Below are 13,747 nucleotides of genomic sequence, written 5' to 3'. Positions count from 1 at the left end.
AAGGAGAAGGCTATGGAATCACTTACAACAAGAATCAACTTGAATAATGGCACCGCAATTCCAATGTTTGGATATGGTACCTACAAAATCAAAGACCAAACTGAAGCCTACAATTCTGTTAGGCTTGCTCTAAAAAACGGCTATCGCCATATCGATACTGCTGCTTTTTATGAAAATGAAAAATATGTTGCTAATGCCATAAAGGATTTTATGGAAGAGACTCACACAAAACGCGAGGATATTTTTGTTACCAGCAAGGCTTGGAAAACAGAGCTTGGCTACGACAAAACTCTTGCTGCCTTTGAAAAGACTATGAATGAAATGCAGATGGATTATCTGGATTTGTATTTAGTTCATTGGCCAGCATCTTATGCCTTTGATGATGATTGGGAAAATACAAACAGACAGACCTGGAAGGCCATGACAGAGATTTATAAATCTGGCCGTGTTAAGGCAATCGGCGTATCAAACTTCCTTACACATCATTTGGATACCATTATAGATATGGAAGTAACACCTGCCGTAGATCAAATTGAGGTTAACCCTGGATTTTTACAAAAGGATACAGTAGATTACTGTAAAGAGCATGGAATATTGGTAGAAGCATGGAGTCCTCTTGGAAGAGGTAAATCTCTTGCTCACCCATTACTTGAAGAGCTTGCTAATAAATACGGAAGAACTGTTGCTCAGATAATTCTTCGTTGGGAAGTACAGCACGACATTGTGCCTCTTCCAAAATCTGTCAATGAAGACCGCATCATCGAAAACTCTAATGTATTTGACTTCGAGCTCTCAGATGATGACATGTCAGCAATTGACGAAATTCCACCTTACGGAAACAGCGGACACAGCCCAGACCAGGCTTAGTCCAAAATTAAATTACATGAAACTTGCAAACAAGGTAGATAGAACTACAGTGATGACACCTGCTACTGCAATTGAAAGTGAGCTCATGGCTCCTTCAACATCACCAAGCTCCATCGCTTTTGCAGTTCCAATGGCGTGAGCCGCAGTACCAAGAGCTAATCCCTTTGAGATTGGCTCTTTTATTCTGAAGATTTTACAAATCAATTCACCAAATATGTTACCAAGAACACCAGTGATAACAATGACTGCAACTGTGATAGTAACATATCCACCTAATTCCTCTGAAACGCCCATACCTATAGCTGTAGTGATTGACTTAGGAAGAAGGGTGACATAGTTTGCGTGAGATAATCCCATCATTTTGGCTAATACAAAAACTGTAAGAAGGGATGTGATAACACCGGCTAATACACCAAGTAAAACCGCCTTTGCATTGTTCTTAAGAAGCTCCCATTCCTCATATAAAGGAATAGCAAGACAAACTGTGGCTGGTGTAAGAAGCCAACTAAGGTATTTTGCGCCCTCATTGTAGGTTTCATAGCTTACATTGCATCCTACTAAAACAAGAATAGTAACAATAATAGATATAAGAAGTGGATTTAAGAATCCAAAACCAAATTTTCTTTTAAGCTTTGCGCCGATTGCATAGGAAATCAAACTAATTGTAACTCCCGCATAAGCACTGTTCTGCATGAATTCTGCCATTATTTTGCCTCCTTTGCACTGCGACGGATGATAGCCTGGGAAATAAGGCCTGTGGCACCCATAACTGTAAATATAGTAATAACTGTGATTACTGATACTGGAAGCAATACTGGTTCAAGCACATTCCAAGAAGACATAAGACCTACACCGGCAGGTATAAACATAACAGGCATGATTTCTATTAAAAACTTTCCTGTCTCTCTAACCTGCCCAAGCTTGATTACGCCTGTAAGCAGGAATATAAACATAATGACCATTCCATAGATGCTGGCTGGAATAGGAAGCGGTAACACTGCTTTTAGTATTTCGCCCATCAATGAAACTGCTAAAATAATTAGAAACTGTTTCAAATACTTCATATATAATCTTCCTTCTAAAAAAATTAGGGCCTGGTATTATCCCCCAAGCCCCAATTTATTATACTACTTATTTAGTTAATTATTGTCTTTTTTCGCGTACTTGACTAAAACTTTACTACCTCAGGCGCATCTGTAAATGAACTGAAGGTAGCAGTCGCATTCTTAAAATAAAGAACTTCAGTATTATCATCATCTGCTGAATACATGCTCTGTAGTGATGGATAAGCATCAAGCATAGAAGCCTTTGCCTCTCTTCTATCATCAGAAACCAGTTCTCCAGCTACTCTAAGCCATTTTCCATCCTTGAATGCGCAGATTTCTGCTTTAGGATTTGCATGAAGCTGCTTAGATACATCCTTTGACTTTCCTGTCTGAATGTAGAGCTTGCCTTCAAAGATATGAGCTGTACCGAAAGGTCTAACTCTAGGCTGGTCACCATCAACTGTTGCAAGATAATATGTTCCTGCATCCTTTAAAAACTGAACTACTTTTTCCATGATTTACCTCCTTATCTAAGATATATCATAACTCTAATATAGATTTTGTTCAACCAAATTGTGCGCACTTTTCGTGCTTCTGCATAAACATGTCTTCTAAAATAACATACCCAACCAAATCAATTAATGTTCTGATATTGAATATACCAAGCTCATCTGTGCTAACACTAAAAGGTGTAGTCACTATTCTGTCAAATATTAGTGCTATTATAAGCTAGTAGGCATAGGTTCATGTACATTTCATGAGGGCGCAACCATGACAAATAAAAAAGAGCATGACAAATTTGTCAAAGAATTTATTGAAAGAAAACCTACCCGATGTTCTAAATGCAGAGGCCGCATTAGATATATTGGTGCTGGTCGTTATGAATGCTTTGATTGTGGACATGAGGAAATTGATGATTTTGGAAAAGTAAAGGCTTTCATTGATGAAAACGGTTCTGCCCCTGCCATAATAATCTCAGAATGTACTGGCGTGCCAGAAGAAATTATAAATGGTATGCTTCGTCAAGGCAGACTTGAAATACCAGAAGGAAGCAATGTATATATTAAATGCGAAAAATGTGGTTGTAGTATTCGTTATGGCAGATTTTGTCCGGACTGCATACGCAACCGCACTAATAGTTTAAAGGGTGTGTTCTTTAATCCTGATATTGGTGAAAAGCCCCATCATGAAGCGCCTCAACAACAAGATGGTAAAATGCATTTTTTAAATTTTGATAGATTTAAATAAACAAGAGGGTGCAACTCGCACCCTCTTATTACTATAAATTTTTTATGTTTATTCCTCCATTGCGTAGCTGATTTCATCTAGCTCTGCATGGAAAAACTCACACCAACCATACTGATTCATATAATCACCCATATATTTGTATTGAGATGCTTCTTTCTTTTCAAGCCAATCAAAAAGATCGCACTCAATTCTGTCCTTTGCAATGGCCATACTGCCACGCTGCTTTAAAATGATACCATCAAGCTTAAGTTTGGTGAAAGTATTCTGTAAATCTTGACGCAGATTTGAAAGATATGATTGCTTCTTGGCAGGGTCCCCGTCATCCTCCCAAAGATTTGCAATAATTTCTCCGTTAGTGGTCTGCGCACCTCTGTTATTAATAAGGATTGCTACAATTTCTTTAGTCCTGGAATACTTAAATTCTACCGGCTTACCATCTACAAAAAGCTCAAAGTTACCAAAGGTCTGAGCAAATACTCGCTTATGATCATTATACTTTTCAGCATAACGAAGCTCGGCCAATTCCCCCTGAAGCTTTCCTGTTGTAATTGGTCGCAGCATATAGCCGCTGGCGTGAAGCTGCATAGCATCAAAGCCATAATCCTTATTATCGCTGACAAAAATAATATTCATAAATGGATTAAGCTCTTTCAAATATATACCAAGCTCTATTCCGTTTAAGTCAGGCATATCTGTATCAACAAATGAAATATCAATCTCTGTAGTTCTTGCTTTAGCAAGTGCATTTAGCGGATCGTCGAAAGCAAGAATATCAGCTTCAGGTAAAAGCTCCCTTGTTATCTCTTCAAACTGAGCCAATTCCTTCTTATTATCTTCCACCAGCATCACTCTCATCAGATATCACCTCCTGTTAAACTAACAGTTGATGTCTTCTGATTCAAACGCTGCTCGCGAGTCATATTAAGAGGCGAAGCTTCGCCCACCACCAATGTCTTACCTTCATTAACAGCCATGTCGTGAAGCATGCCGCAATTTAGGTCTGTAATGACAAGTGCTGCAAACCTATCAAAATTATCCTCGTCAATAACAGGAAAATGGTGCTTCATTCTATACCAATGCTCGCTGTCGTAGCCTACACTTCCGATGTAGAGTCTGTCGGCTGTATCTGCTACATCATCTACATTTGCGTATGGAGCATTTTCCATAGGTGTGTCCTCGCAAAACAGCATGGCATAAACTCTTAGAATCTTATCTCTAAGTGTCTCCTCATGGCCATCCTTTGCAGTCTTTCCAGTAAGCATTTCCATGGATTTGTAGTAATAATCCTGTGCTTCCTCATTTTCTTCAAAATGTACTAACGCCTCGTATAACTTCTTGTCAATCATGTTCCCCCTCCTGATTTACCTTTCCATAATATGTAAAGCCCAGCATTGTAATATCATCATACTGTGAAGCTTTCATCGCATATTTATCAATAGCATTTTTTACATTATCTAAAAGAGTTTTAGGTGTTGCAGTGGAATCTTCATTTAAAGCAGCTAACATCCTATCTGTTCCAAATAATTCATCAAATACATCTGTGGCTTCTGGCACGCCATCAGTATATACAAAAATACTATCGCCAGGATTTAGTTTAAATTCATGCTCCTTGTAATTAATACCCTCAATTGTGGCTAGAGCTGGAGAGTGTTTGTAGATGGATAGTTCAAAAATACCATTTTCACGTCGTATAGCAGGGTGCTCATGGCCAGCATTTGTAACCATTCCTTTACCTGTTGTTATATCAATAATAGCGAACCAGGCTGTAACAAACATGTTGGAATCATTGCCTTCGCACAGCTGATTGTTAACATCCGCAAGTATTTTGGCTGGGGAAAGCTCTCCTCCACCAATCATTGTTCTATTCTTAATAAGAGTTTTTGCTACAACCATAAATAAAGCAGCTGGAACACCTTTACCTGCTACATCAGCCATTACAAGGGCTAAGTGTGTTTCATCAATGAAGAAGAAATCATAGAAATCTCCACCTACCTCTTTGGCTGGTGCACTGGTGGCAAAAATGTCAAATTCCTTACGGTCAGGGAACTGTGTAGGAAGCATTGATGCCTGAATTCTTGTTGCGACACTTAGCTCTGTACCGATACGCTCCTTTTCAGCAGTTATATCTTGAATATCATTAATATATTCGATGATATCTCGCTCCATGTTTGTGATAGAAACAGCAAGATCTCTCATCTCATCATTTGATGTAATCTCCTCTAGAAGATTATCTTCAACGGTTGTATATTCTGCAAAGTGACTTACATTATCTCTTATACTTATAAGAGGATTGATTAAACTGTTTCTAAGAACTCGCCAATTTACAACACAGAATATAGCCATTAATACAAGTGCTATGATGCACACATTTATTATGTAAGTCTCAACTGTGGAATAAATGATTTCCATATTTGTATCAACAAAAAGTAAAGCTACTACTTTGCCATTGCTATCACGCACTGGAAGACAGCTGGAAGTAAGGAAACCATACTGGGAATGTCTAACCAAATAGCTTTTAGGTCTAATCCCCTTTGTGTATGCATCCCATATCTCATCAAATGGCGCAGCAATAGGATCAACAAAGCCAATTGTACTTCCTGAATCGTAAATATATTTAATGGTACGATCTTCGTATGGAACTCCAATGTAGATATAAGCGGCATCAGAGCATGCCTGAATATATTTCAGATAATCCACCATATCGTAGTAATACTCATCTGCCAACCATGTTTCAGAATATTTTGCGATTTTGTCATGGTCTATATGTTCTATGATGATATTTGCTACAACATAGCCTCGTTCATTATAGATTTTCTGTATAACCCTATCAAAGATATATGAACCACTTATACACATCAATACATTCATTAATAACGTAAATACGATAATGCCAACAAGTGATTTCTGATTAATACCCCATCTTTTTCCAACACTCATTTATGTGATTGTCCTTCTCCCTTAATTTTTCTAATACATCTTATCTTTTATCTTAACAGTGACTACATTATTTATCAACGTTGAGGCTTTAATTCTTTCACAATTAAAAAGGCGCGTCATTTGACACGCCTCTTATGAGAAGAACGTTTATAAAAAATGAAAAAAAATTGGGCTTATTCATTATCTACCACGGAGCAAATTATTGAACCAGTAGCTTTTTTATCAACCTCTACCTTAATCATATAACTACCTGCCGGTATTTCGTAATATTCAGTTTTTCCTTCGCCTTCAAATACATAATCAATTGTTGCAGGCTTTTCCTTGGTAGGAGCTTCATCTATATTATTCCCGCCAGGAACAACTCTTACATGTATATTTCCCTCGGTCAGCTTTGAATCTATAACTAAATATTCATTATCATTGATGCTTACACCACTGCCTCCCATTGTACCTTCAATAGTTTCATCGAAATATGCTGTAACTTTTTTTCCTTCATCAGTTACATCTATAAAGGCTTTTGTATCTTCCTCAGCAGATGCTTTATTTCCACATCCCACAAAAATCATAGACATTACAGACATAAGACACACAATCATTGTTTTCTTAACTGTCTTTTCAAAACTCATCTTGGGAATACCTCTTTTCTCTTCTTCAACTCTGAAATAATAATATCATTTGTATTGTCACACTAATGTCACACTATATAATATGAAGTTTAACCATAAGGAAAGGACCTCGATGGGATTATCGAGATCCCCCCTTTTCAAGAAGAGTAAAATGAAAATGTTAATTAGCGAATTCAATTGAATTTAATATATCCGATAATACTCCACTAACCTCTAAATTATTAGCTTCATCCTCTCCATTAGTGCCTGTAAGCTCAAATACAAGTGCACCTTCCATATAGTCTCTAGCAACTGCTGTCATGTATGAACCTGTGCCGTCTTCTGTAGGTACTGCAGTAACCCAATAGCCTTTAACAGCTTCTGTGCCAGGGAATACACCATCTGTGTAAGTAGCGATGTCTCCCCAAGACTTTCCAAGCTCTTTTACTGCAGCTTCAGCCTTATTTTCTACTGTGTATGTAACTGTAATCATATTTGTTCCAGCACAATCGCCAGTATAAACAAATGTAGTTATAGGGCCACCCTGGTTAACTGTGATTAATGATGCATCATATTTTACGCTCCAACCATTTGCATCTGTATATACACTTGGCTCTCCAACTATTCCGTTTACGTAATTAACAGCGTTGAATGTTTCAATATCTGCACCTGTAAGTGGTTCAAATACTAACTCAAGTCCATCCTCAAAATGTCCTTTAACAATGCCGTTCTCGTATGAAGTTACTGTAAAAGTATCATTGATAGGATCAATGCTTCCAATATGGAAATCAATTGTATCTTCTCCTGTCTCGTATTCAAAGTAATTTGCTGTTCCGGCTACGCCATCCTCGATGCTTCCTGTTCCGTCACCATAGAATACGTAAAAATAATTTAACTCAGGGTTCTCTGCCTCTGCAGCATAATTTACGTAAACACCCTTAGTGAATACTGTTGCTGTAGTTTTTACTGGGAGAGAACTCTCCTTAGCCTGAGCTGTTGAACTATTTGCTGATGCGTTTCCACATCCAGTAAATAATCCCATTACAAGTACTGTTGCAAAAGCTGTTGATAATACCTTCTTCATCATTCCCATTTTCATTCTCTTTCTCCTTAAAAAAAAATATGTTATTTATCTTATGGAAAAAGAATATCAAATGAACTGTCACAGAACTGTCACACCAGTTTTTTATTTATTTTTCTAATAGTTTTATAAATTCGAAGCCTAACATTGTGATATCATCAAACTGCTCTGCTCCTCCCTTGAAGCTATTTACACTAGCTGAAACTTTATTAAGAGTTTCTTCCATAGATATATTGGCAGTAGTATTTAAAACTTCAAGCATACGTTCTGTACCATACTGTTCTTCTTTCTCGTTTATAGCTTCCGGTACACCATCCGTATATACGAATATTCTATCGTGAGGCTCAAGCTTAAGCTGATATGGTTTTGGTTTCACTCCTGGCATGGCTGCAAGTGCTACGCTGTGCTTGTCCTTTATCAGCTCATATTTTCCATTCTCATGCATAATGGCTGGGTACTCATGCCCAGCATTTGCGCACTGCATGTATCCTGTGGTTAGATCCAGAATTCCAATCCATACCGTAACAAACATTTCTGCATCATTTCCTTCACACAGTGCTTCATTGGTTTTTATAAGGATTTCTTCTGGAGTTCCACCAGCCTCCGCAAAACTTCTGATAGCTGTTTTACTTCGCATCATAAACAATGCTGCTGGTATTCCCTTGCCTGATACATCAGCTATTACAAAAGCTATCTTGTTTCTATCAGCAAAAAAGAAATCATAGAAATCTCCGCCTACTTCTTTTGCAGGATTCATGGATGCGAAAAGTTCAAACTCGTCTCTATCAGGGAAATTAAACACCTGTGGTAATGATGAGGTTTGTATGGTTCTTGCAAAAATCAACTCCTGCTCTATACGTTTTTCAGCTGCTTTTATATATCCCTTCAACGCTACTACGGTCTGGTTAATATCGTCAGATAAAGATGCAAATTCTGATGAGCTTCGTACTGTTACAACTTCATTCAAATTTCCATTTGTAATCTTACTTAACGAAGTGTTAATCAGCTGGATGTTATTAACAACTATTTGATTTACCAAATATGCGATCAACACATATATAACGGTGAATAACAAAATATCTGCAAGAGCAAATTCGTAGGCTTGGGCATCACGATACCAATAAACCTCACTTTTCGACATTGTGACTGCAAGAATGTTACTTTCATCTATATTTCGTGCATAGATTAACGAATTAACTCCGAAAAATGTACCTTCTCCAACACTTCCTAAATTTTTAATTATCTTTTTATATTCAGCTTCAGATAGTGTTGCTCCTATATTTTTTCCTTTTAAAATAATTCTTTCATTTGTAATAATGCCGTATTCAATATTGCTGTCGGCGTTCAAATTGGTCTCATGCAATTCATAGTTTGACTCTAGGGTGGTAAAGTTTCTTATTAATAAAGATTTACAATACTGATTTGCGGTCTGGGTTTGAAGAATGTATGAAAAAATAAAACTTCCTAAAATAACTATCGACATAATTAAGAATAGCCATTTCTGAAACTTCCTAGATAATGGTTCTTTTTCTTCTTCAATTCTTTGAAAGGGGTTAACCCATTCACCAGAAAGCACCTGCAGCAAAATTGAAGCGATACACATTCCAATAGCTGTAAATATAATCATTGGTACTGCACAAGTGCTAACTACTAGGAAAGCCATCCTCATATCATTTCGATGAGTGATGAAAACTACGTACATGTGGAAAACTTCCATTACTGCGCCCATAAATAGCGCATAAAATGGTGATGGCTTTTTTCTATCAAACATTTTTATTTTCATAATCATGGCGACGAAGCCTGCCAAACATGTGGACACACTACAAGCAATCCTAGTATATGAACCCACTCCAAAATAGGTTCCTGCTATATATCTTTCGATACCACCTATTAAACCTGCTACTACACCTGCAGTTGGTGAAAAAAACAAGCCTGCTGCTAGTGGCCCAATATCACGGACATTAATTATCATGCCATCGTAGGCCACCCCAAAATGAGTAGATATAATCGAACTGATTCCAAATACGACTCCAATCATAATTTTTTGAAGCCTATTTAGCACCACTTTGTTTGTGAAATTCCATACAACTAATGTGAGTATTATATACAGAACTGTAATACCAGACATTTTCATAATCATGCTTATCATGTTTTGCCCCCTAAACTTAAGTATATTCCCTTATTTTCTACTCTATTTTATTAAATATGGTAAATAAATGTAGTGGTTTCACAAAGGTTTCACATTTATATTGCATCCAACCTAATGCATTCTACTTCACAAAGGTTTCACAACAAAACAATAGAATATATCAGTAGGAGGAGCTTACATGGAGAACATTTTTGACGACAAAAGTATTTACAACCGAAACAAAATATATGAAATTCCTGCAGATACAATGATTCTTAAAGAAGGCGAAATAAATTTGGATATGTATAAGATTGTATCTGGTCATGTAGAAATGTATACAGGTTACGGAACGCCTAATGAAGTTTTAATCGGAGTTTTAGGGCCTGGCACTTGTTTTGGTGAATTTGGAATATTGACTGGTCAACCTGCTATTTATACTATAATTGCCTTCTCTAAAACAAGAATTCTCCGCATTACGGAAGGATTGATGGGTGATTTTATTCAAGAAAATAAGGAAGATATTTTACATATTATGCGTAATATGGCAACCAATATGACTAGAATGCAGCATCAGATAAATCAACTAAGTAAGGAGCTAAAGGATTTATCAGACAATCCTTCAAGCAATACTAGTAACACTTCTGCAGTGAACGGTCATGAAAAAAATGATGATTTTGAGAGTTATATTGCAGAGATTCTAAGAAGTGATAATCTTCAAAAAGACAACCTTCGTAATTATGCTTTGAATTCACCTGAAAAACAAATGAAGAACAAGGGGATGCATTTTCTTGGAAGGGATAAATAAGCATGATAAAAGCCAGCTTTTGATTAGCTGGCTTTTGATTTCTACATAATTATTTATTATTCAATAGTAAGAATATCAGAAAATCCTGTTACATCGAATATTTCTAAAACTTCTTCAGAAACATTCTTTATAACCATCTTACCTTGCTTGTTCATGGTTTTCTGAGTTGATAATAATACTCTTAATCCTGCACTTGAAATGTACTCAAGATTCGCAAAATCAAAGGAGATATCTGTAAGTTCAGCAATGTCTTTATTTACTGCGTCCTCAAGCTGAGGGGCTGTGGAAGTATCAAGCCTTCCTTCTAGTGCGAAAACTGCTTTCCCACCATCTTTTAAAATATTAATGTTTAACATTCTTATTCCTCCTTCAACTTGTAAATCATTTTAATTTGTACTTTGTTTTTATCTACACCTACGATTACATCATCAGCTATATTTGCTACGATTGATTTTTCTAATTCATCCCACGCAGCCAACATACCAGCATCTTCGGCCTTCCCCTTTTCTAGAGATGCTCTATAATCCTCCATAGACCACATCATCCCTGAAAATGCCGCCGGATTCGTTGCAACGCCGGTGTCGCTGTAAACACCAAGTCCGGCATAATGAACTGGCATACCATTATATTGCTGTTGAAGCTTCATTACTGCCTCGTAGTTTAGTACTCCTGTTTGAATAATATCTTTAATCTTTCCCATAAATCCATGGGCTAAATCATTAGTACCTTTTGATGATACCGAAAGCAAATCAAATTTTGCATCCGCGTCAATATTGGCATTTCCGATAAGTTTTATAGCACATTGACCTTTGTATTTCTCTACCCAAAGTAAGGCAGTAAATCCATCGGTCATTTCCTCAAACATCCCAATAGTCTCTTCTAATAAAAGCTTTACTCTGAGGGAATCCTTATTTTTCAAACCAATATCAGTTACACATTTATCAACTAAATTGTAGGCTCTTTCCAATGACTCTTCATTTGAAGCAAGATATATCTGACCAGACACAGCTAATGGTCTAATAGCACTTACATTCTTTAGTGAATTTGAAAAATCTTTAGTGACTATAATAAGTAGATTATCGTTTTTAACACCAACCGCTATATCATCTGCAAGATTTGCCAACACCGAACGCTCAAGGTTTTCCCATGCTTCTTCAGCATATTTATCCTTTGCTCTTTTGCGCATCAAATCTGCTTCATATTCGGCTAACGACCATGTTGGCTTTTTCGGTCTCGTTATAAATTCTCTGACATCATCTATAAAAGATCTGTCAGCTCCGTTTTTACCATCTGATGAGATCGAAACAAATTTCTCTCTCTTATTTTCATCTATATCAGTCTCTGTTCTAATGCAGATATGCGATATACGTCTATTTCCTTCGAACCAAACTTCAATTGGATCTTTCTCTGTCATTATTGATGATACTAATCTAATTGACTCTTCGGCAAGTAAGGTAAATCTTAATGCATCCTTCTCACTGATTTGGGCTTTTTCTTCATACTGCTCTGCAACCTGTTTTATAATTTCAAAACTCTCTTGCAAGTCGTCAATTTTAATACGTTCTGATTGCATTTTACTCCCCTTTCCCCATGGTTAGTCAATAATTAGTATAACCTTTTTTTATTAAAATAGTATTAGTTTCACAATTTTTTCATCAATGTAAGAATATTCTTGCCATCCTTATGTTCATATTTCATATCATCCATGCTTTTCTTCACCATAAAGATGCCTAAACCGCCTATTTCTCTATCATTTACTGACAAAGTAACATCTGGGTCGTCTTTCTCTAGAGGATTATAAGGTACACCTTCATCTTCGAAAGTCATAAAGACTTTTCCGTCCTCAGCAACCAATGTCAAGCGCACTCGACCACTCCCCGTATCTGGAATTATATTTCCAGATGAATCTGCCTCGGCATAAGCATAGTGTGCGATGTTAACAAAAATCTCTTCTAACGCAACAGAAAGCTGCATGGACTGTTTCATGCCACATCCCACTTCTTCTAGAGTCTCCTCTAAAAAAGCATTAGCTTTACCAAGGTTTTCAATTTTAGCCTCGCACTCAAATGTTTTTTCCATTACCGTCCTCTCACAACCCAGTATGTTACTTACCAGATATTTTCTATAATATCACTAGAAATGTCACAGAAGTGTCACACATAAATCACCATTTCTATCTTTTGGTGTTTAATCATAATTTTAATCTAGTTGACTATAGAAGCTATCAATATTCTGCTCAGGCAATGGCTTTTTGTCCCAGCCATAATCCTGATAAAACTGAATGTCTAGATTGTTTGCAAATACATAGTTAGAAATAATCTGTGCTCTTACTGTTTCTCTCTCTTCATCATCAGAGTATATTTTCATGAAATCATCATATTTATCTCCAAATATTTCTTTAGCGCTTTTATCGAAATCAGAGCCATCCCCAACTACATCAAAAGAAACGACTTCATAACCTTCATCTGTACTTTTAATGTGCATCACTCCAGGATAACTACCACCTGATGCACATGCAAGAGTATCTCCATCAAGGTTATAATTATAGATAGCAAAATTTCCATAAACTTTAATATCATTTTTATCTGATTCATCCTCAGCTGCAATTTGTATACATGGTATGCTTACATCAGCCTCAGAATAATCTTCATTAAAGTCCTCAACATAATCATAAAGCTCATAGTAGAAAAGCTCTGGCCCTGGATATTCATAATCAGGCAATTCATCTGTTTTTGCTGAGAATGTATTTGCATCTGTTGAATCAGCTTCTTCTGACTCTGATTCTTGGTTATCCTCTATTACATCTTTCGCCTCTTCTGTAGCCTCCTCTTGAACCGCAGCCATATCATTTTCGCTTTTTCCACATCCTGCGCCTACAACTCCAATAGTCATTCCTACAATTAACATTCCTAAAAGTTTTATTTTTTTCATATCAATACTCCTCGTAATATATATTTTGTTACTAAGTTTTTACATTTATACAACTCCATCAATCGGTTTGGTTATGCTCATGATATTATTGACCTTGAG

16 protein-coding genes are annotated in these 13,747 nt (G+C 36.7%); 3 read left to right on the top strand and 13 right to left on the bottom strand.

The features are described 5' to 3' along the window. Nucleotides 1-12 precede the first annotated feature (12 nt). The gene (locus tag BM097_RS13295; RefSeq protein WP_090551073.1) at nucleotides 13-867 is read left to right on the top strand and encodes an aldo/keto reductase; all 855 of its coding nucleotides are present in this window, start codon (nucleotides 13-15) and stop codon (nucleotides 865-867) included. A gap of 12 nt (nucleotides 868-879) precedes the next feature. On the opposite strand, the gene BM097_RS13290 is transcribed toward BM097_RS13295, so the two are convergent. The 3 genes from BM097_RS13290 to BM097_RS13280 form a co-directional block, all read right to left on the bottom strand. Beyond that, nucleotides 880-1,572, bottom strand: coding sequence for an LrgB family protein (locus tag BM097_RS13290; protein WP_090551070.1), 693 nt, complete (start codon nucleotides 1,570-1,572; stop codon nucleotides 880-882). Then, nucleotides 1,572-1,931 (bottom strand): CidA/LrgA family protein, encoded by a 360-nt coding sequence (locus BM097_RS13285; protein WP_090551067.1) that lies wholly within the window; start codon nucleotides 1,929-1,931, stop codon nucleotides 1,572-1,574. The genes BM097_RS13290 and BM097_RS13285 overlap by 1 nt, the downstream gene beginning before the upstream one ends. Nucleotides 1,932-2,035: 104 nt before the next feature. Beyond that, nucleotides 2,036-2,428, bottom strand: coding sequence for a pyridoxamine 5'-phosphate oxidase family protein (locus BM097_RS13280; protein ID WP_090551064.1), 393 nt, complete (start codon nucleotides 2,426-2,428; stop codon nucleotides 2,036-2,038). 256 nt (nucleotides 2,429-2,684) lie between these two features. Between BM097_RS13280 and BM097_RS13275 the strand changes: the two genes are divergently transcribed. After that, a complete protein-coding gene (locus BM097_RS13275) occupies nucleotides 2,685-3,161 on the top strand; it encodes a hypothetical protein (RefSeq protein ID WP_090551061.1) in 477 nt (158 codons plus the stop codon). 48 nt (nucleotides 3,162-3,209) lie between these two features. Here the strand turns inward: BM097_RS13275 and BM097_RS13270 are convergent, their stop codons facing one another. The 6 genes from BM097_RS13270 to BM097_RS13245 form a co-directional block, all read right to left on the bottom strand. Continuing rightward, nucleotides 3,210-4,016 carry a response regulator gene (locus BM097_RS13270; protein ID WP_090551058.1) on the bottom strand — a complete coding sequence of 269 codons (807 nt, stop codon included), beginning with the start codon at nucleotides 4,014-4,016 and terminating at the stop codon, nucleotides 3,210-3,212. Further along, a complete protein-coding gene (locus BM097_RS13265; RefSeq protein ID WP_090551054.1) occupies nucleotides 4,016-4,507 on the bottom strand; it encodes a hypothetical protein in 492 nt (163 codons plus the stop codon). Before BM097_RS13265 ends, BM097_RS13270 begins: the two co-directional genes overlap by 1 nt. Further along, nucleotides 4,500-6,098 carry a PP2C family protein-serine/threonine phosphatase gene (locus BM097_RS13260; RefSeq protein WP_090551049.1) on the bottom strand — a complete coding sequence of 533 codons (1,599 nt, stop codon included), beginning with the start codon at nucleotides 6,096-6,098 and terminating at the stop codon, nucleotides 4,500-4,502. The genes BM097_RS13265 and BM097_RS13260 overlap by 8 nt, the downstream gene beginning before the upstream one ends. 173 nt (nucleotides 6,099-6,271) lie before the next feature. Continuing rightward, nucleotides 6,272-6,724, bottom strand: a complete 453-nt coding sequence (locus BM097_RS13255) for a hypothetical protein (RefSeq protein ID WP_090551045.1) — start codon at nucleotides 6,722-6,724, stop codon at nucleotides 6,272-6,274. A gap of 160 nt (nucleotides 6,725-6,884) precedes the next feature. Continuing rightward, nucleotides 6,885-7,802: a hypothetical protein gene (locus tag BM097_RS13250; protein WP_090551042.1), complete on the bottom strand. Its 918-nt coding sequence runs from the start codon at nucleotides 7,800-7,802 to the stop codon at nucleotides 6,885-6,887. 91 nt (nucleotides 7,803-7,893) lie between these two features. Beyond that, nucleotides 7,894-9,933 (bottom strand): SpoIIE family protein phosphatase, encoded by a 2,040-nt coding sequence (locus BM097_RS13245; protein WP_090551038.1) that lies wholly within the window; start codon nucleotides 9,931-9,933, stop codon nucleotides 7,894-7,896. 178 nt (nucleotides 9,934-10,111) lie between these two features. Between BM097_RS13245 and BM097_RS13240 the strand changes: the two genes are divergently transcribed. Beyond that, nucleotides 10,112-10,717, top strand: coding sequence for a Crp/Fnr family transcriptional regulator (locus BM097_RS13240; RefSeq protein ID WP_090551033.1), 606 nt, complete (start codon nucleotides 10,112-10,114; stop codon nucleotides 10,715-10,717). Between the two features lie 56 nt (nucleotides 10,718-10,773). Here BM097_RS13240 and BM097_RS13235 read toward each other — a convergent pair whose 3' ends face one another. The 4 genes from BM097_RS13235 to BM097_RS13220 form a co-directional block, all read right to left on the bottom strand. Then, nucleotides 10,774-11,073, bottom strand: coding sequence for an STAS domain-containing protein (locus BM097_RS13235; RefSeq protein ID WP_090551029.1), 300 nt, complete (start codon nucleotides 11,071-11,073; stop codon nucleotides 10,774-10,776). A 2-nt stretch (nucleotides 11,074-11,075) separates the two neighbouring features. After that, nucleotides 11,076-12,290: a hypothetical protein gene (locus tag BM097_RS13230; protein ID WP_090551025.1), complete on the bottom strand. Its 1,215-nt coding sequence runs from the start codon at nucleotides 12,288-12,290 to the stop codon at nucleotides 11,076-11,078. A gap of 68 nt (nucleotides 12,291-12,358) precedes the next feature. Further along, nucleotides 12,359-12,796 carry an ATP-binding protein gene (locus BM097_RS13225; RefSeq protein ID WP_090551021.1) on the bottom strand — a complete coding sequence of 146 codons (438 nt, stop codon included), beginning with the start codon at nucleotides 12,794-12,796 and terminating at the stop codon, nucleotides 12,359-12,361. A gap of 120 nt (nucleotides 12,797-12,916) precedes the next feature. Beyond that, a complete protein-coding gene (locus BM097_RS13220; RefSeq protein WP_090551017.1) occupies nucleotides 12,917-13,648 on the bottom strand; it encodes a hypothetical protein in 732 nt (243 codons plus the stop codon). Nucleotides 13,649-13,747 lie beyond the last annotated feature (99 nt).

The sequence above is a fragment of the Pseudobutyrivibrio sp. OR37 genome (genome assembly GCF_900113655.1).
Lineage (GTDB): Bacteria > Bacillota > Clostridia > Lachnospirales > Lachnospiraceae > Pseudobutyrivibrio.
This window is presented reverse-complemented; position numbering and strand designations above follow the sequence as displayed.